This window comes from Methylotenera sp. (genome assembly GCF_030653755.1).
In the GTDB taxonomy this organism is placed as follows: Bacteria; Pseudomonadota; Gammaproteobacteria; order Burkholderiales; family Methylophilaceae; genus Methylotenera.
This window is the reverse complement of sequence record NZ_JAURYU010000024.1, coordinates 24,978-40,727: the sequence shown is the minus strand read 5'-3', so window position 1 is coordinate 40,727 and position 15,750 is coordinate 24,978. Positions and strand designations below refer to the sequence as shown.

The window sequence follows — 15,750 nt, the reverse complement described above, 5'->3', positions numbered from 1 at the left end:
CTACTTAAAAGTTAAGGAGTTTTTTAAGTTTTTTCTCAGCTTTTTCTTTTGCAATTTCTTCAGCAGATTTTGGTTGTTCGGTAGTTGTGCTATCTGTAGTAGCGTTAGCAGTGCTTGGTGCAGTTTCTGTTGGCTTGCTTTTACCTAATAAGCCTTTTAGGGCATCTACTTTGTCACCGTCACCTATTAAGCCTTTAGCAGCACCAGCTTTATCGCCACCTACTTTATCGAGTGGGTTAGATTTAGCAATCGCAGTGCCAAGCGAGGCAAAGTCAACACCATATTTAGGCGCTGAGAAAGTACCTGTTACTTTAATTGGGATAGCAACGCCAGCGAGTGCATCTAAGTCAGCGCCGCCTTGCCCTTGGATTGATTTAACAATGGTTGGTTTGGCTAAATAATTAATGGTTTCATTAGCGATATCCACATCACCACGACTATCGCCTTTTGCTAACCTTAAAATAGGGGCTTTCATGGCGAGGTCTTCATTGTGCGCGACGCCATTTTTAATATCGAATGAGGCTGTTAATTCACTGAAGTCAGTTTTTTGTGTTTGATCAGCGCCAATAGTGCTTTGGCCTTTGAGGATATTGAGCTTAGATTTTGCATTGCGAATGGTGCCTGCGATATCAATGCCTTTGATTGCACCATCGGCAAGTTGCAGTGAGGATTTACCATTGAGCGCTTTTTTCATTGCGCCAACGGTATTGCCAGAAGCGCTCACATCCACATTGAGCGAGCCTCTGCCATCTAACATGTCGTTGTTAATGGCATCAACCAACAAAGGGCCAATCGCAATGCCTTTCATGTCTTGCTTAAACGCAATGCTTGGTGTGTTACGCGCGTCAACGCTAAGTGAGCCGTTCATACTGCCTTGATACAAATTTGCAGATAGAGGTGCAATTGTCGCAATACCGTTTTCGGCTTTTAGATCAACACGTACGTTTGAGGCTTTCGTTTTACCGTATCTTAAGTTGCCGATACGTATTGAGCCGTTTGCATTCAAAGCTTTAAGCGCGCTTAAATCAATTGGGTCATCCCCCTTGTTGGCCTTGGTACTGGTTTTAGTTTCAGCTGGCTTGTCACTTGCAATAATGTATTTATCAAGGTTAAGTTGGTCGATATCAAGATCAAATGTATAAAGCGGTTTATTAAACTGGCTAATCCCTAAGCCACCCTTAATTTGGCTATCATCAAACTTAACATTTAGGCCTGATAACGCCAATTTTTGACCATCGGCTTTAATGTTGACATTTAGGCCTGATAAGCGATATTTATCGTAAATAATATTGCCGATATTGATTTTTCCATCTAATAGTAGATTCGCTAATGCAGATAAATCGGCAGGCTTTTGGTTTGCAGATTCAGCTTTTTTGGGATCAGTTTTCTCGGCTTTACTAGTACCTAGTAGCTTGTTTAAATCTAAAGTATCAGCATTTAAATTGAATTTAATATTCGGTTTTTTAAAGCTGGTGACAGCCACATCACCATTAAGTTTGGTGTTATCAACGTTCATCAAGAACTTGCTATTTACTTGTTCTTGTTTAGCGTCGGTATGTAAACTTAAGTCGAAATTGACTTTAGCGCTACCATTAGGAATAGCAGGGTCTTTAATGTCTATATTGCCAGCAAGTTTAGGTAAGTCAAAAATCAAACTTTCAAGATTACCTTGGAAAGGAGATGAAAACTTACCGTTAATGCTACGTTTGCCTTGTGTGCCAGTAATTTCACCACTAATACCACTGCTTTGTAAGGCTTTAGGCGAGCCTTTAATATCAGCTAATACCAAACTTGCTTTAAATGAGTCGCTCGCTTTTTCTTGACTTAAGCTGACGGTGATTTTTTTGCTGGTGACTTCATCTTTTTGCGCAATCAGTGCGGGTGCGTTTAAATCTACCGCAACTTTAGCACCGTCAAATTGGCCAGTTAACGCCAGTTTTAGGCTATCAATTAAGAATTCGCGTGTTTCAGGTTTGGCATCTACGTCACCACTCATGGTAATGTCTATGTTTTTACCACCTAACAAATCACCTTTAACTGAGGCATCTAAGTCTTTTGCCGCAAAATGTTTAGCTTCAGGGTCTGCCAAAAAGTTACCTTTTAGTTTTACATCTACCGCGACTGCAGGTTGGTTTGCTGTAGCGCTAAAGTCGGTGGCTAAATCAAATGGCTGGGCTAATGCAACGTGACCTGCGTTTAAATTAAATTTAGATAGTGCATATTTAGCACCAGTGCCTTCATCGGAATAGGTGACGGCTGAGTTTGTGACTTTTACACCATCAACATCAAACTTAATTTGTTCAGACTCTTCTTCATCTTTGCTTAAAAGGTCATCAAAGTTTGTGGTGCCGTCTTTATATTTAATGATGTTTGCTTGAGCACCATCAATGTAGATAGTATCGACTACTAGCTCTTTTTTGAGCAAAGGTAGCAGGGCAAGCGCCACTTTAGCGCCTTGAATAGAGGCAAAGGTTTGGTCAGACTTGTGCTCTGAAATGGAAACTTTGCCTAAGTCTGCCCCAATTTTTGGCCAGAAAGCGAGCTTAATGTCACCTTCAATATTAAGCGTGCGCTGTTTTTTCTCTTGCACTAGCTTAATGATAAGCGGCTTGTAATCATTCGGGTTGAACGTGGCATAGATGATAGGAACGACCAAAACCAGCAAGGCAACCAAGCCAGCAATGCCAAACAGACTGTATTTCAATAATTTTTTCATAATGTCACCTTCTAAGTCATATTGATGATTAGTTTTTTGGCATCATCAGTATAGTTCGTTCATATTGTTATTTTTACTTTAATGCACAGTCCAGTTCACTAAGCCTGTATAGGCCGTCACTAGTACAATTACGCCAAACGCAAGGCGGTACCATGCAAAAATCGTGAAATCATGGTGGCTAACATAGCGAATAAGCGCTCTAACCGCAATCATGGCACTAATAAAAGAAAATATAAACCCCATTGCCCATGCGCCCATGTCATCCATGCTAATGAGGGCGCTGTCTTTGTACATCGAGTAAATAGAGGCGATGCCTAGCGTAGGTACCGCGAGGAAAAATGAAAATTCCGCAGCCGCTTTACGAGATAACCCAAAAAATAAGCCACCAATAATGGTTGAGCCAGAACGCGACATACCAGGAATCAGCGCAACGGCTTGTGCAAGGCCGAGTTTTAAAGCATCGATAGGGCGAATGTCATCAACGGTTTCTATGGTGACGGTATGCTTACGTTTCTCTGCCCAGAAAATAATAAACGCGCCAATAATAAATGCCATCGCGACTGGCACGGGTTTGAATAGATAAGCTTTGATGAGGTCACCGAACGTTAAACCCAAGATAGCAAGTGGCAAGAAAGCAATGGATAAGTTAACGATTAAGCGGTTGGCAATTGGGTCGCGCCCAATCCCAGCAAATGTACTCACAAAGCGCGCACGGTATTCCCACACCACGGCCAATATGGCACCTAGTTGAATCGCAATATCAAATACGTTGCGTTTTTCATGGTTCATAAAGTTGAGCAGGTCGCCAGCCAGTATTAAATGGCCTGTGCTGGAGATGGGTAAAAATTCGGTAGCGCCTTCAACAATACCAAGTAAGGCGGCCTTAAGTAATAACAAGATATCCATATGTTGATTTCAATAGAGAAAGAGGTTTTAAAGTGACGGTAAAGCTAGTAAGTCAATATTAATGTAGTGTATTTAGCTTGCATCTTGATGGTAACAGCATTGATGCAAAATATCTGTGTGATTAACACAGAAAGGGTATAGACCTTTTCTATTAAATCCAGCTTTCAAAGTTTTAGATGGTTATTTAAGCATGCCCATGACAGCCGCAAGCAGATTGCCTGAGTTGCCATCTACTTTTCCATTCGGTGTCATTTTGTCGATGGCTTGCGGTAGATATTCGGCAATTTTCTTACTGATATCGGTTGGTGATAGGGTGAGTTTTTCAGCGATACTTGCAATGCTATCGCGACCCAGCACTTGGATGATTTGTTCGGCAGAGATTGGCAAGTTATCGCCTTGGCTTACCCAAGAGGCAGTTTGTTCACTAAAGCCAGCTTCATTAAACTTGGTTAGTATGCCTTCTAGGCCACCATGCTGTTTAAATAAATCCATGGCAATTTGCAACATAGCGCCTTTATCGCCACCCATATTGCCTAACACTGCACCAGCTAAACTATCAAATAATCCCAAACCAAAACCCTTTCTTTATTTAATCAATGGCTAATTAATTAACGGACAAATCAAACGTCATTTAAAAACGTTCATCATTGCGTAAATAGCGCCACTCACCTACTGGTAATTTCCCTAAATTAACACTGCCGATACGGATACGTTTTAAGCCTACAACATGTAGCCCCACCATTTCACACATGCGGCGAATTTGGCGTTTTTTACCTTCGCGTAATACAAAGCGTAACTGGTCTTCATTTTGCCAGCTTACTTTAGCAGGTTTTAATTTCACGCCATCTAAACTTAAGCCGAAATTTAAGCGTTTTAAGTCAGCATCACTTAGTTCACCAGTCACACGCACTAGGTACTCTTTTTCAACGGTAGAATCTTCACCAATCAAATGGCGCGCAATGCGGCCATCTTGAGTGAGCACTAACATACCTGTTGAATCAATATCTAAGCGGCCTGCTGGCGCTAAGCCATGTAACATGCCGCGGTGAAACTGCTTAGGATGATGGTGATGCAGTTCTGGATCATCTTCCCACTGGTTGTCTGGATGGACTAATACGATGGCTGGCTGATATCCATCTTCAGCTTGCCCACTTACATAACCCACAGGCTTATGCAAAATAATGGTGACATTTTCAGCCTGATATTCTTGTGCATAGCTGCTAATCACAATTTCAGCATCTGGTGAAATGCGTGAGCCTAAGGTATCGACGATTTCATCGTTGACCTTGACCCAGCCGTTCACAATCCACTCATCCGCTTCACGACGAGAGCAAAGCCCACGCTCCGCCATCACTTTAGATAATCGAGGTAAATCGGGTTGGCTAGAGTTTGCTTTGGCTGCAAACGCTTCTTTATTAGTACGGTTTTTATCAAACTCGCTAGCCACAAAACCATCGCGCACCTTGCCACCACGGCGTGGTGGGTTACGATAAGCACCTTCACGGTCTGCTCTATCGCGAGTGGTTTGCATGCTGTCTAATCTGTGAGCATCTGGTCTGCGTGCATCTGGGTCAATTGGGCGCGGTGATGGCGCACGGCTATCTGGCGTTTGTTCTCTTGGTGTAGACGTATGCAAAGCACCATCATGACGATGGTTACGTTGGCGTGGTGCATCCTGACGCGGCGGCCTAGCTTGGTCTTTAGGCTCAGTTCTAGCGCGAGCTGGTGCGCTCATTTCTGGTTCGCTAGGGCGTTGTGGTTTCACTGGCGCAGTTGTGCGATCACGCGTAGGCGTGTTTGAGCGGCGTACAGGTGCTTTACTTGCCACATTGCTTGGGGCGTCACCAGATTTTTTTGAGAGTTTTAAAGTAGTCAAAAGTTTTTTTCCTTGAATGTTGCTATTTTACGCCTTTTTTATTGGCAAGGCGTGAATACAATTGATTGAATTTAAAACAAAACAGCCAGCGATTAGCTGTCTGTTTTGTTGATATCAAATCAAGAATAAAAGCTTGAGAAGATCAGTTTAATTAAACCTTCTGATAAACTTCTGAGCCTTTTTTCACAAACTCAATGGCTTTTCCTGCATACCTTTGGTCAGCGCTTCTTGTTCTGAAACGCCTTGTTCTGCCGCGTAATCACGTACGTCTTGTGAAATTTTCATTGAGCAGTTTGGGTGGGGTTAAAACCCCACGTGTTGTAATATTGCAAGATTGGCTACGCGTGGGTTCAAGAACCCACCCTACTTGGCTGGTGCATTAATGAATGAAGTATCAGATAACCACACCTTGTCTGGTGGTGTGGGTGCGGAGGCTTATGCCGATTATTCGGCCATGAACTCAGGGTGAAAAGTAAAAATTTAGCGTAACAGGATTTTGTTTCAAGCATGTTGCTCAATATTCGCCCAAGAGGCCGCTGAATTGTTGACTTGGCTGACGTTGCAATTTAAACTAAACTAACTTAACTTAGTTTAATGGAGTTTGTGATGCAAACCGTGAATATTCATGAAGCAAAAACACAGTTATCTAAGCTGATTGATCAGGCTGTGCATGGCGAATCTTTTATTATCGCCAAGGCAGGTAAGCCGATGGTAAAAGTGACGAAAATAGATGCGCCAGAACCTAGTAGTAAAAAAAGATTAGGTTTTATGCAAGGGCAGATCAGTACCCCCAAAGATTTTGATGAAATGGGTAAAGCAGAAATTGCCAAGCTTTTGGGGTGGAATAATTAGCATGAAATTATTACTAGATACGCACATCATACTCTTGGCAGCTGGCGAGCCAGAACAGCTTTCAAACAAAGCAAAATCTTTAATTGAAGACCCCGAAAACCAGCTTTATTTTAGTGCCGCCAGCCTGTGGGAAATCTCTATTAAAAACAAACTAGGCCGAGAAGATTTTAAAGTAGATATAGCCGTATTAAGGCGTAATTTACTAGACAACGGATATTTGGAAATCGCTATTAACAGTGCCCATGCAATCGGGGTAGATACTTTACCTAACATTCACAAAGACCCGTTTGACCGTATGCTAGTTGCGCAAACGGCGGTGGAAGGGATTACACTAATGACAGCGGATAGTGTGGTGGCGGAGTATCCTGTGGCGGTAGTTAAAGTATAGTATTTACTGGCTTTTTCATTGAGTTTGTAGGGTGGACAACTTGTTGCCCACGAAATATTTAAGACTGCGTGGGCAGAGCCTGCCCATACATGGACGCCTAGAGGCGACAAGGAACATTACATACGGCGTACTGCAAGCGAGTACGCCCTACGCTGTCTGAAATCAGTTAGCCATATTTTGTTTGAGTTTTAGTGAGAGAGCGGTGTATAAAACAAAAAGGAGCTTTGGCTCTTTTTGTTTTAATATATTAGTTAAGTGTAACCTTGTAAAAATAATGAGAAAAATCATGGACAAACTAACATTAAGATATGACCCACTAACTATTAAACACTTAGGTGTATCTTTATATTCCCAATTACCAAGTGTCCTCTCTGAGCTAATTTCAAACGCATATGATGCAGATGCAGACGTAATGGAAATTAACTTGGTAGATAATCTGAGTGGCAAAGAAATTTATATTAAGGACAACGGCCATGGGATGAGTTTCGATGAAATTAACGATAAATACCTAATGGTAGGTAGGAATAGACGTGTTGAGGTAGAGTCGAGATTTACCCCAATAAAAAAACGTCTTGTAATTGGGAAAAAAGGTTTGGGTAAATTATCTGTATTTGGCGTTTGTTCGGAAATCTTAATTAAAACTATTAAGGATGGTTATATAAATGAATTTGAGATGAATCTAATTGAAATTGAAAGATTAAAGGGTGAATATAATCCGCCAATAATAAAGAAAAATGAGTCAACTGCTTTACCTAATGGTACTGAGTTAACTCTAAAGAAAGTTAAAAGAAAAGGCTCTTTTGATTTAGATCTAATCGTAAAAAGTTTGTCAAAAAAGTTCACGGTATTTGATGAGCTAAAAGTAAATGTTAGTTTGAATAATAAAAACTTAACTCAGCTAACTAACGAAATGAAATTTTCGGAACTTAAAATGCAATATGATTGGGAATTTCCTAATGACATGTTTGGTACTACTTACCCCTATTGGAATAGAATAAAAGGCACAATCATTACTCCAGAAACTCCATTGAAAGACACTTCAATGCGTGGGATTTACTTAACCTCGAGAGGAAAAATAGTTAATGAGGCTGAGTTTTATGGGATTCGTGATAACGATTTTGTTCATACTTATATGACGGGTTACCTTGAAATCGACTTTATAGATGAATTCGAAGAGGATGTGATTAGTACTGATAGGCACTCACTCATTTGGGAGCATGATGAAGCGACAGCCCTCAAAAGTTACTTGCAAGATGTTATAAAGAAAATAGGAGTTGAGTGGAAAAAAAATAGAAATAGAGATGCATCTGAGGATATAAAAAAACATAGTGGAATTGATGTTCTGGAATGGAAAAAGGGTTTAGTTCCATATGAAAGGAAATTAGCCGAACAAATTGTTGATCCAATATTGGAAGACCCCTCAATAGACATAAAGAATTCAACACAAATGGTTCAAGGGGTTATTAATCAGTTTTCACATCAGTCTTTCAAAGATTATGCATCTGAATTAGCAAACACAGTACCATCACAAGAAATCCCAAGGATTATTAATTTATTAAATAATTGGAAAATAACAGAAACAAAAGAGCTGAGCGCCCTTGCTACTATGCGCGTAGAAGTTATAAATACTTTTGAAAAGTTACTAGAAGACGATACGACAAAAGAAGTGCCAACTTTACATGACTTCCTTAAAAAATTCTCTTGGTTACTTGATCCAAGAGTTTTAGAGTTTAAGGATGAGGTTACATATTCAAAATTACTTAAAGAAACATACCCTGAAGAAGATTTGAAAGAAGATGATAAACGGATAGACTTTTTGTGTAGTAATACTATGGGTGGAATTTTATATGTTATTGAGATTAAGCGCAGTAACTATAAAATAGACAAGAAAGCTATTGAACAAGCATATGAGTATGGCGTATTTCTAAAAGATAAATACGCAACTGAAAGTGGCTTTTCTAATGTCGTATGTTATGTAGTTGGAGGCAGTAAGTCAACCGAAGGGGTTTTTCAGTCAAAAGAGAAAACCTACATGAGAACAGGTGAAGTATTTGTTAAAACGTATAGGGAGCTCCTAGAGCAATCTAAGAAATTTCATAGTGAATTTATTCAAACACATAAATCGTTTAATTCAAATTAGCTTCTCTTTTAATTTTTTTGCTATTGCGTAGGCCAGTAATGGCGGTACGGCATTACCTATTTGTGTAAACGCTGCTGTTCGTGGGCCCTCAAAAAAATAATCATCTGGAAATGATTGTATACGGGCGGCCTCTCTTACAGATATTGATCTACATTGATTAACGTCTGGATGAATGTAATGATGACCATCTTTTGCTATATGTGCAACTAGCGTGTGAGAGATGCTTGTACCATCTACTACCTTGAACCTATCTAAAAATGACTCTGTATTGTTATGTGTGCGGTGTATTTTGGGAATATCTGTATATTTAATTCTTACTTTTTGAGTATTCCACGTTTCAATAGCTAATTTGTAAATTGCCAAATCACGTTTATTGTGTGGTCGGGTAATGTGTTGGGTTGTAATCCCAATGCTTGAATCTAGGCTATGTTTTTTAAGATTATCACTAACAACCTCCTCCTGATTTACAACATTTATAATATCACCTGGTTTTAAACTAGGTAGATCTGCAAAAATGGCATTAATCGTAGTGGATGTAGCCAAAACATCGGGCATTGGGAATTCATGATTTACGCCATTAATAGCTTTCCAGCCTACAATAATTACCCTCTTACGGTTTTGTAGAACACCGTAGTTGGATGCATCTAACACTCGAAAATCTATGTTGTAGCCCAAATTGGAAAAGTGAGTTTTTATGTCTTCAAAATATTGACCTTTATTTGCAGTAAGCAAACCAAGTACATTTTCAAAAACAAAAGCTTTAGGTTTGTATTTTTTTAGAAACTTTCCATATTGTTTGTAAAGTACGTTTCTTGGGTCGTTCTCTACATCAATTTTATGTCTTCCAAGAAGTGAGTATGCTTGGCAAGGTGGCCCCCCAATAATCAAATCAACCTTAATATCTTTATTTAGATTTTTGTCTATTTTCTTAAAAATTTCAGAAATATTGTCATCTGATATTTCGTAGTTATGTACTGATTCTTTTACTGTTGGAGGCAAATTTGTTAATAGCTCTTCATGCGTACACTTTCCAGTTAAATAATCTTTATATTTATCTAACTGATTGGTTTCTTTAAGATAATGAAAAGCCGAGCGTGTGACGAGTGTTTTACATGCATTTGCATTCATTTCGACATGTGCGATAGGATTAAAGCCAGCACGTACGAAGCCCTCTGACATACCGCCAGCACCAGCAAATAGATCAATGAAGTTAATTTTTTTCATAACGACTACATATAAAAAAGCAGGTTTTTAAACCTGCTTTTTTGTTACTTAAATATTCTAATAAACCCAGCCAAAAAGTATTTAGACTTTTTGGTAGACCTCTGAACCTTTTTTCACAAACTCAATGGCTTTTTCCTGCATGCCTTTGGTGAGTGCTTCTTGTTCAGAAACACCTTGCTCAGCTGCGTAATCACGTACGTCTTGTGAGATTTTCATTGAGCAGAAGTGTGGGCCGCACATTGAGCAGAAGTGGGCTTGTTTTGCGCCTTCTTGTGGCAATGTTTCATCGTGGAATTCTTTAGCTTTTTCTGGGTCTAGGCCTAGATTAAACTGGTCTTCCCAACGGAATTCGAAGCGTGCTTTTGATAATGCATTGTCACGGATTTGTGCGCCAGGGTGGCCTTTTGCTAAGTCTGCCGCGTGTGCTGCGATTTTATAGGTGATGATGCCAACACGTACGTCTTCTTTGTCTGGCAAGCCTAAGTGTTCTTTAGGCGTTACGTAGCACAGCATTGCACAGCCATACCAACCAATCATGGCGGCACCGATACCTGAGGTGATGTGGTCATAACCCGGTGCGATGTCTGTGGTTAATGGGCCTAATGTATAGAATGGGGCTTCACCGCAATGCTCTAATTGCAGTTCCATGTTTTCTTTAATCAGGTGCATTGGTACGTGGCCTGGGCCTTCGATCATACATTGCACGTCGTGCTTCCAAGCGATTTGGGTTAATTCACCCAAAGTTTTCAACTCTGCAAATTGTGCTTCATCGTTGGCATCATAGATTGAGCCTGGACGTAGGCCATCACCTAAGCTGAATGAAACGTCGTACTGTTTCATGATTTGGCAGATGTCTTCAAAGTGTTCGTATAAGAAAGACTCTTTATGATGCGCTAAACACCATTTCGCCATGATAGAACCGCCGCGTGTCACGATACCTGTCATACGTTGTGCTGTCATTGGGATGTAGGCCAAACGTACACCCGCATGGATAGTGAAGTAATCCACACCTTGCTCGGCTTGCTCGATTAAGGTGTCGCGGAAGATTTCCCAAGTTAAGTCTTCAGCTTTGCCGTTAACTTTTTCTAACGCTTGGTAGATAGGCACAGTACCGATAGGCACTGGTGAGTTACGGATAATCCACTCACGTGTTTCATGAATGTTTTTACCTGTTGATAAATCCATGACGGTATCGCCACCACAACGTGTGCTCCAAACCATTTTTTCAACTTCTTCACTGATAGAAGAGCCTAGTGCTGAGTTGCCAATGTTAGCGTTGATTTTTACCAAGAAGTTACGGCCAATAATCATCGGCTCGATTTCTGGGTGGTTGATGTTCATTGGGATGATTGCACGGCCACGCGCTACTTCTTCGCGGACGAACTCTGGTGTAATCATTTTAGGGATATTTGCACCGAAATCTTGGCCTGCGTGCTGTGTTTGCAACAGCTCGCTCATGTTTTCACGGCGTTGATTTTCACGGATGGCAATGAACTCCATTTCTGGGGTGATAATGCCTTTACGTGCGTAGTGCATTTGGCTCACATTCATGCCTTCTTTTGCGCGCAATGGTTTGCGGTGCAAGTTAAAGCGCATTTCTGAAAGCTCTGGGTCAACTAGGCGTTGGTGACCAAACTCTGAAGTAGGGCCATCTAACTGTTCTACATCACCACGTTCCATAATCCAGCCAGTACGTAATGCAGGTAGGCCGTTACGGATATCAATGCTGATGGTTGGGTCTGTGTATGGGCCTGATGTGTCATAGACAACAACTGGTGGGTTTTTTTCTGCACCAAAAGCAGAAGGGGTATCACTTAATGAAATTTCGCGAAACGGTACGCGGATATCTGGGCGTGAGCCTTCAACATACACTTTACGTGATTTAGCAAATGGGGTGGTTGCGCTCTCGTCAACAGAGGCGGTTTCGTTAAGAAACTTGGTAAGATTTTTATCGGTGGCGTTCAAGTGTGGCTCCTAGCAAAAACGTAAGGAGCAGGAAAACTGCATACCCTTACTTAATTTATTTGTAGGAAAGCAAACCGATGCTTTCCTACGGCGGCATGACCCGCATCAGGTTCGAAGGGTATATCTCACTGTATTTTGGTAAAATACAGACCCCTAGCAATTAGCGAAATATACGCTAAATTGACTATAAAACCAAGTGTTTAAGTCAAGTTATTAACGGTAGTAAATTGTTAATTAAAGTAAAGCTGAGATAGTCGTCATTACTAGAAGGTTCGAACCGTAATAAAGTCATTTTATAGTAATAGGTGTAATTTGGTGATAGGCTGTGAATTGATGCGATTAAGTAAGCAGTTTCAGTGCACCATTTTGTGGTTCTGATATTGTGTAAAAAGCAGTGTTGAGATCCATTTATTGTTACACTGGTCACACATTGAGTGGTATTAACTCAAATTTAACATTAAGTATTGGTGAGATTATGGCATTAACGATCTATATCAGTTATTACCTTGTTGCAATTACAACGCTTTTTTTCCACTTCACGGGACATTTAGAGCGCTGGGGCATGGAGTGGGTGATTCTTGTTTTGGCTGTGACAGTCTTTCCAGTCGTGCTTTATGCTTAATCTGGTGAAGTAGGTTGTTCGCTATCAGTTTGTTATTTCTTTGCAGCAAACTCTTTAGCTAGTCGTGCTTGTTTTTTTAGCCCTAAATTCACAAAGCTTGGCATAAAGCCATTGAGCCAAGCAAAAAATGACTCTGGCTGCCCAATAAAAACTTCCTGTTTTTGATTTTCTATTGCTTTAACAATAATCGCCGCTACTTTCTCAGGCTCGTCAACATTTCCCCCAGTTTTAGCAAGCATTGCGAGCGTTGCTGCGTCGTTCATGGGTGTATTAATGCTCCGTGGTGCAATGTAGGTGACACTAATGTTGGTATCAACCAGCTCACGACGTAGTGCCTGTGAAAAGCCGTGGATTGCAAATTTTGTAGCGCAGTAAGTTGCGTAATGTGGAAAGCCTAGCGAGCCCAGAATAGAGCCTATCATGACAAGTTGACCCTGATGATTAGATCGGAAGTGAGGCAACATCGCATTGGCAAGCTGAATAGGCGCTGTGACGTTGGTTTGTACCATTTGTGCAATACGTTCAGGGCTTTGATTGTCGAATAGGATGAAATCAAGAATCGCCGCATTGTTGATTAAAATATCAACACCATCAAAGGCTATAGTCGCTTGTTGTACCACTTGTTGTACGGTGCCAGCTATTTCGAAGTCAGCCACGATGGTTTTTGCGTTGCCACCTTGGTTTTGAATTTGATGTGCCAAAGTTTCAAGCTTATTGCTATCACGGCCAACTAATATTAGGTTTGCACCTTTGCGTGCAAGCATTAATGCTAAGTGTTTACCAATGCCACCCGTAGCGCCTGTGAGCAGAATGCATTTGTTTTTTAGTTGCATAGGAACCCTATTCAATTTTGCATGTATTCGGCCTCTATTGTACGGAATATATCACCATATAATCTATAAAATATTTTAGCACTGTGAATGAGGGTTGCTTGGTCTTCTGGATTGGTGACTTGGTTCACTAAGCTTTCGTAAAATGATACATGGCTAATATCCAAAGAGCCGTGTGAAAGTAGGTAGCTAAATGCTTTTTTAGGTAAATTGAGTGATTGCATCAGGGTTTCACCCGCTTGCGTGGCAACGGCTGTGCTTGTGCCTTCTAACACGAGTACCATGCCAAAAAAGCCGATAGGGTTGACACGGTTAATCATGTCATAGGCATAAGCGACCATCACTTCGGTAGCAAGGCTGGCGCTGGTTGTTGGTGTGGTGCTATTGCGAACAGCTTCTTTGTCACCGCCACATACTTCAATATCGTTAAGTATCCATTCTTGATGGCCCATTTCTTCTTCAATATATTCACCAACGGCAGTACGTAGCCATTCATAGTGAGCTGGTAGACGCCCACCACAGGTCATCAGTAGTGGCGTGGTGTGTTTTACGTGATGATAAGCCTGAGTTAGAAATCCCAGATAGGTGTCGTGAGAGATCTCACCAGCTGCACCTTTGGTAATCAACGGTAAGCTTAGGAGTTCAGCACGTTCTTTCTCAGTGGCTTGAAGTAGTGTTTGATAAACAGTCATGCGTATTGCCTTTCATAAAGTGCGTTAATTTTTTGTTCGTAATGTTGCCAGATCATGTCTCTACGGTTTCTGCCGTTAGCGGTGAGTTGTTGATTGGCTAGCGTAAATGGTGCATCTGCACATATCCACTGTGTGACTCTGGCGTAGTCTGGTAGGCTTTGATTGATGTGCTGAATGGCGGCTTCTATTTCTGTAGATGAGCTACCTTTTCTGGCGACGATAATCGCGGTGTTCCATGGTTTAGCTTCACCGAATAATGCTGCTTGTGCAATGTAAGGAGAAATGGTGAGTTCACGCTCTACCCATTCTGGCGAAACATTGCGGCCAAAAGAGGTGATAAAAATATTCTTTTTACGGCCAGTGATGTTGAGGTAGCCTTCTTCGTCAATATGCCCAATATCACCTGTATGAATGCGGTTAGATTGCACGGCAGTTTGCCCGACATAACCTAGATAAGCATTGCCGATGACAATCACTTCATGTTCGTTGCTGAGTTCGATTGTTAGGTGAGGTAACACTTTACCAACGCTGCCAATTTTATTAAAAGCTGGGGTGTTTAATGCAACCACAGAGGCACACTCTGAAAGGCCGTAGCCTTCGTATACTGGTATTGATAATGCTTGTGCGCGCTTGAGTAAGTTAGGCGATACTGATGCGCCCCCTACTGCTAAAAAGCGTAATGAACTTGGTGGTGTTGCGTCAGCTTCAGCTTTGCTTAACTCAAGCTGACATACCAGTGCATTAAGAAGCTCAGGGGTGAAAATGGCGGTTGTTGCTTCTGAATGTTTAAGAGCTGCTAATAGTTTTTGAATATTCAGACCAGATGCACCGCTTAAGCCAATTTCGCTACTAGGCAATAGTACGCATGTCGCACCAGCGAGCAATGGTGCATAAACACCCGCGACATTTTCTAATAGGGTTGCTAGTGGTAACACATTTAAATGTATGTCGTCTTGCGTGACTCTCGTTGCATCGGCGATGGAGGCTGCCACATTCATCATATTGTCTGGGCTTAAGCATACGCCTTTAGGGTTGCCTGTAGTGCCAGAGGTGTAAGTGATTTTAGCCGTGCCTAAAGGTAATGTGACTTTTGGTGAAGGCTGTAACTCAAATTGGGTGAGTGTTTTGCCCGCGATCATCCATTGCGTTTTGCGCACTATTTTATCGGATAGCAGTGGTTCAAATAACGCTGGCTGGTCAGTGACCACGATATTAGCACCAGCGTCTTGCATAGCGTGTAGCCATTGCGCGCTTGAAAAAAAGAATGGTAGCGGAATAAGCGGTATGTTACTTTCTAGTGCAGCTAAATCTAACACCACCCAAGCTGGATGGTTTTCTACGGCTAGGGCAATGGTTGGTTGCGCTTCTTGTTTAAGCTTATGCCATGCCTGACACTGAAGTTGAATCGCAGTTTGCAGTTCGGCATACGTGAGGCTGCAATCCGAGCCCCGCAGTGCAACCTTTTCGGCGCTTATGCTTGAACCATTAGCGCTAGCATGTGCTGCGATTGCTTGAGTAATGATGTGTTGTTGCGTCATC

Annotated in this window: 14 protein-coding genes and 1 riboswitch; of the genes, 5 read left to right on the top strand and 9 right to left on the bottom strand. The window is 41.4% G+C overall.

Going from position 1 to position 15,750, the window contains the following annotated elements; genetic code table 11:
- Positions 1 to 4: 4 nt before the first annotated feature.
- From Q7U33_RS04355 to Q7U33_RS04340, 4 genes are all read right to left on the bottom strand, one after another.
- Positions 5 to 2,716 carry an AsmA family protein gene (locus tag Q7U33_RS04355; RefSeq protein ID WP_304858370.1) on the bottom strand — a complete coding sequence of 904 codons (2,712 nt, stop codon included), beginning with the start codon at positions 2,714 to 2,716 and terminating at the stop codon, positions 5 to 7.
- A gap of 78 nt (positions 2,717 to 2,794) precedes the next feature.
- Entirely contained in the window at positions 2,795 to 3,622 is an 828-nt protein-coding gene (locus tag Q7U33_RS04350; protein ID WP_304858369.1) for an undecaprenyl-diphosphate phosphatase, read from the bottom strand.
- A 180-nt stretch (positions 3,623 to 3,802) separates the two neighbouring features.
- Positions 3,803 to 4,192, bottom strand: coding sequence for a YidB family protein (locus tag Q7U33_RS04345; protein ID WP_304858368.1), 390 nt, complete (start codon positions 4,190 to 4,192; stop codon positions 3,803 to 3,805).
- Between the two features lie 61 nt (positions 4,193 to 4,253).
- Positions 4,254 to 5,498: a pseudouridine synthase gene (locus Q7U33_RS04340; RefSeq protein ID WP_304858367.1), complete on the bottom strand. Its 1,245-nt coding sequence runs from the start codon at positions 5,496 to 5,498 to the stop codon at positions 4,254 to 4,256.
- Positions 5,499 to 5,832: 334 nt separating this feature from the next.
- Between Q7U33_RS04340 and Q7U33_RS04335 the strand changes: the two genes are divergently transcribed.
- The 4 genes from Q7U33_RS04335 to Q7U33_RS04320 all read left to right on the top strand — a co-directional run bounded on the left by Q7U33_RS04335 (position 5,833) and on the right by Q7U33_RS04320 (position 8,878).
- Positions 5,833 to 5,967 carry a hypothetical protein gene (locus tag Q7U33_RS04335; RefSeq protein ID WP_304858366.1) on the top strand — a complete coding sequence of 45 codons (135 nt, stop codon included), beginning with the start codon at positions 5,833 to 5,835 and terminating at the stop codon, positions 5,965 to 5,967.
- A gap of 137 nt (positions 5,968 to 6,104) precedes the next feature.
- Positions 6,105 to 6,350 (top strand): type II toxin-antitoxin system Phd/YefM family antitoxin, encoded by a 246-nt coding sequence (locus tag Q7U33_RS04330; protein ID WP_304858365.1) that lies wholly within the window; start codon positions 6,105 to 6,107, stop codon positions 6,348 to 6,350.
- A gap of 1 nt (position 6,351) precedes the next feature.
- Positions 6,352 to 6,738, top strand: a complete 387-nt coding sequence (locus tag Q7U33_RS04325) for a type II toxin-antitoxin system VapC family toxin (protein ID WP_304858364.1) — start codon at positions 6,352 to 6,354, stop codon at positions 6,736 to 6,738.
- Positions 6,739 to 7,024: 286 nt separating this feature from the next.
- On the top strand, positions 7,025 to 8,878 hold the full coding sequence (locus tag Q7U33_RS04320; RefSeq protein WP_304858363.1) for an ATP-binding protein: 1,854 nt from the start codon (positions 7,025 to 7,027) through the stop codon (positions 8,876 to 8,878).
- Here Q7U33_RS04320 and Q7U33_RS04315 read toward each other — a convergent pair.
- Together Q7U33_RS04315 and thiC are read right to left on the bottom strand one after the other, a co-directional pair.
- Positions 8,870 to 10,102, bottom strand: coding sequence for a DNA cytosine methyltransferase (locus Q7U33_RS04315; RefSeq protein WP_304858362.1), 1,233 nt, complete (start codon positions 10,100 to 10,102; stop codon positions 8,870 to 8,872). The genes Q7U33_RS04320 and Q7U33_RS04315 overlap by 9 nt on opposite strands.
- A gap of 81 nt (positions 10,103 to 10,183) precedes the next feature.
- Positions 10,184 to 12,067 carry a phosphomethylpyrimidine synthase ThiC gene (gene thiC / locus Q7U33_RS04310; protein ID WP_304858361.1) on the bottom strand — a complete coding sequence of 628 codons (1,884 nt, stop codon included), beginning with the start codon at positions 12,065 to 12,067 and terminating at the stop codon, positions 10,184 to 10,186.
- A gap of 65 nt (positions 12,068 to 12,132) precedes the next feature.
- A riboswitch (TPP riboswitch) is annotated at positions 12,133 to 12,232 on the bottom strand.
- Positions 12,233 to 12,542: 310 nt separating this feature from the next.
- Between thiC and Q7U33_RS04305 the strand changes: the two genes are divergently transcribed.
- Positions 12,543 to 12,689 carry a hypothetical protein gene (locus Q7U33_RS04305; RefSeq protein ID WP_304858360.1) on the top strand — a complete coding sequence of 49 codons (147 nt, stop codon included), beginning with the start codon at positions 12,543 to 12,545 and terminating at the stop codon, positions 12,687 to 12,689.
- A gap of 32 nt (positions 12,690 to 12,721) precedes the next feature.
- Here Q7U33_RS04305 and Q7U33_RS04300 read toward each other — a convergent pair whose 3' ends face one another.
- From Q7U33_RS04300 to Q7U33_RS04290, 3 genes are read right to left on the bottom strand one after another with little or no spacing between them, the layout of a single operon-like run.
- Positions 12,722 to 13,522 (bottom strand): SDR family oxidoreductase, encoded by an 801-nt coding sequence (locus Q7U33_RS04300; protein WP_304858359.1) that lies wholly within the window; start codon positions 13,520 to 13,522, stop codon positions 12,722 to 12,724.
- Between the two features lie 11 nt (positions 13,523 to 13,533).
- Complete coding sequence (locus Q7U33_RS04295) at positions 13,534 to 14,211, bottom strand: TenA family transcriptional regulator (protein WP_304858358.1); 678 nt, start codon at positions 14,209 to 14,211, stop codon at positions 13,534 to 13,536.
- Positions 14,208 to 15,749: an AMP-binding protein gene (locus Q7U33_RS04290; RefSeq protein WP_304858357.1), complete on the bottom strand. Its 1,542-nt coding sequence runs from the start codon at positions 15,747 to 15,749 to the stop codon at positions 14,208 to 14,210. The genes Q7U33_RS04295 and Q7U33_RS04290 overlap by 4 nt, the downstream gene beginning before the upstream one ends.
- Position 15,750: the final 1 nt, after the last annotated feature.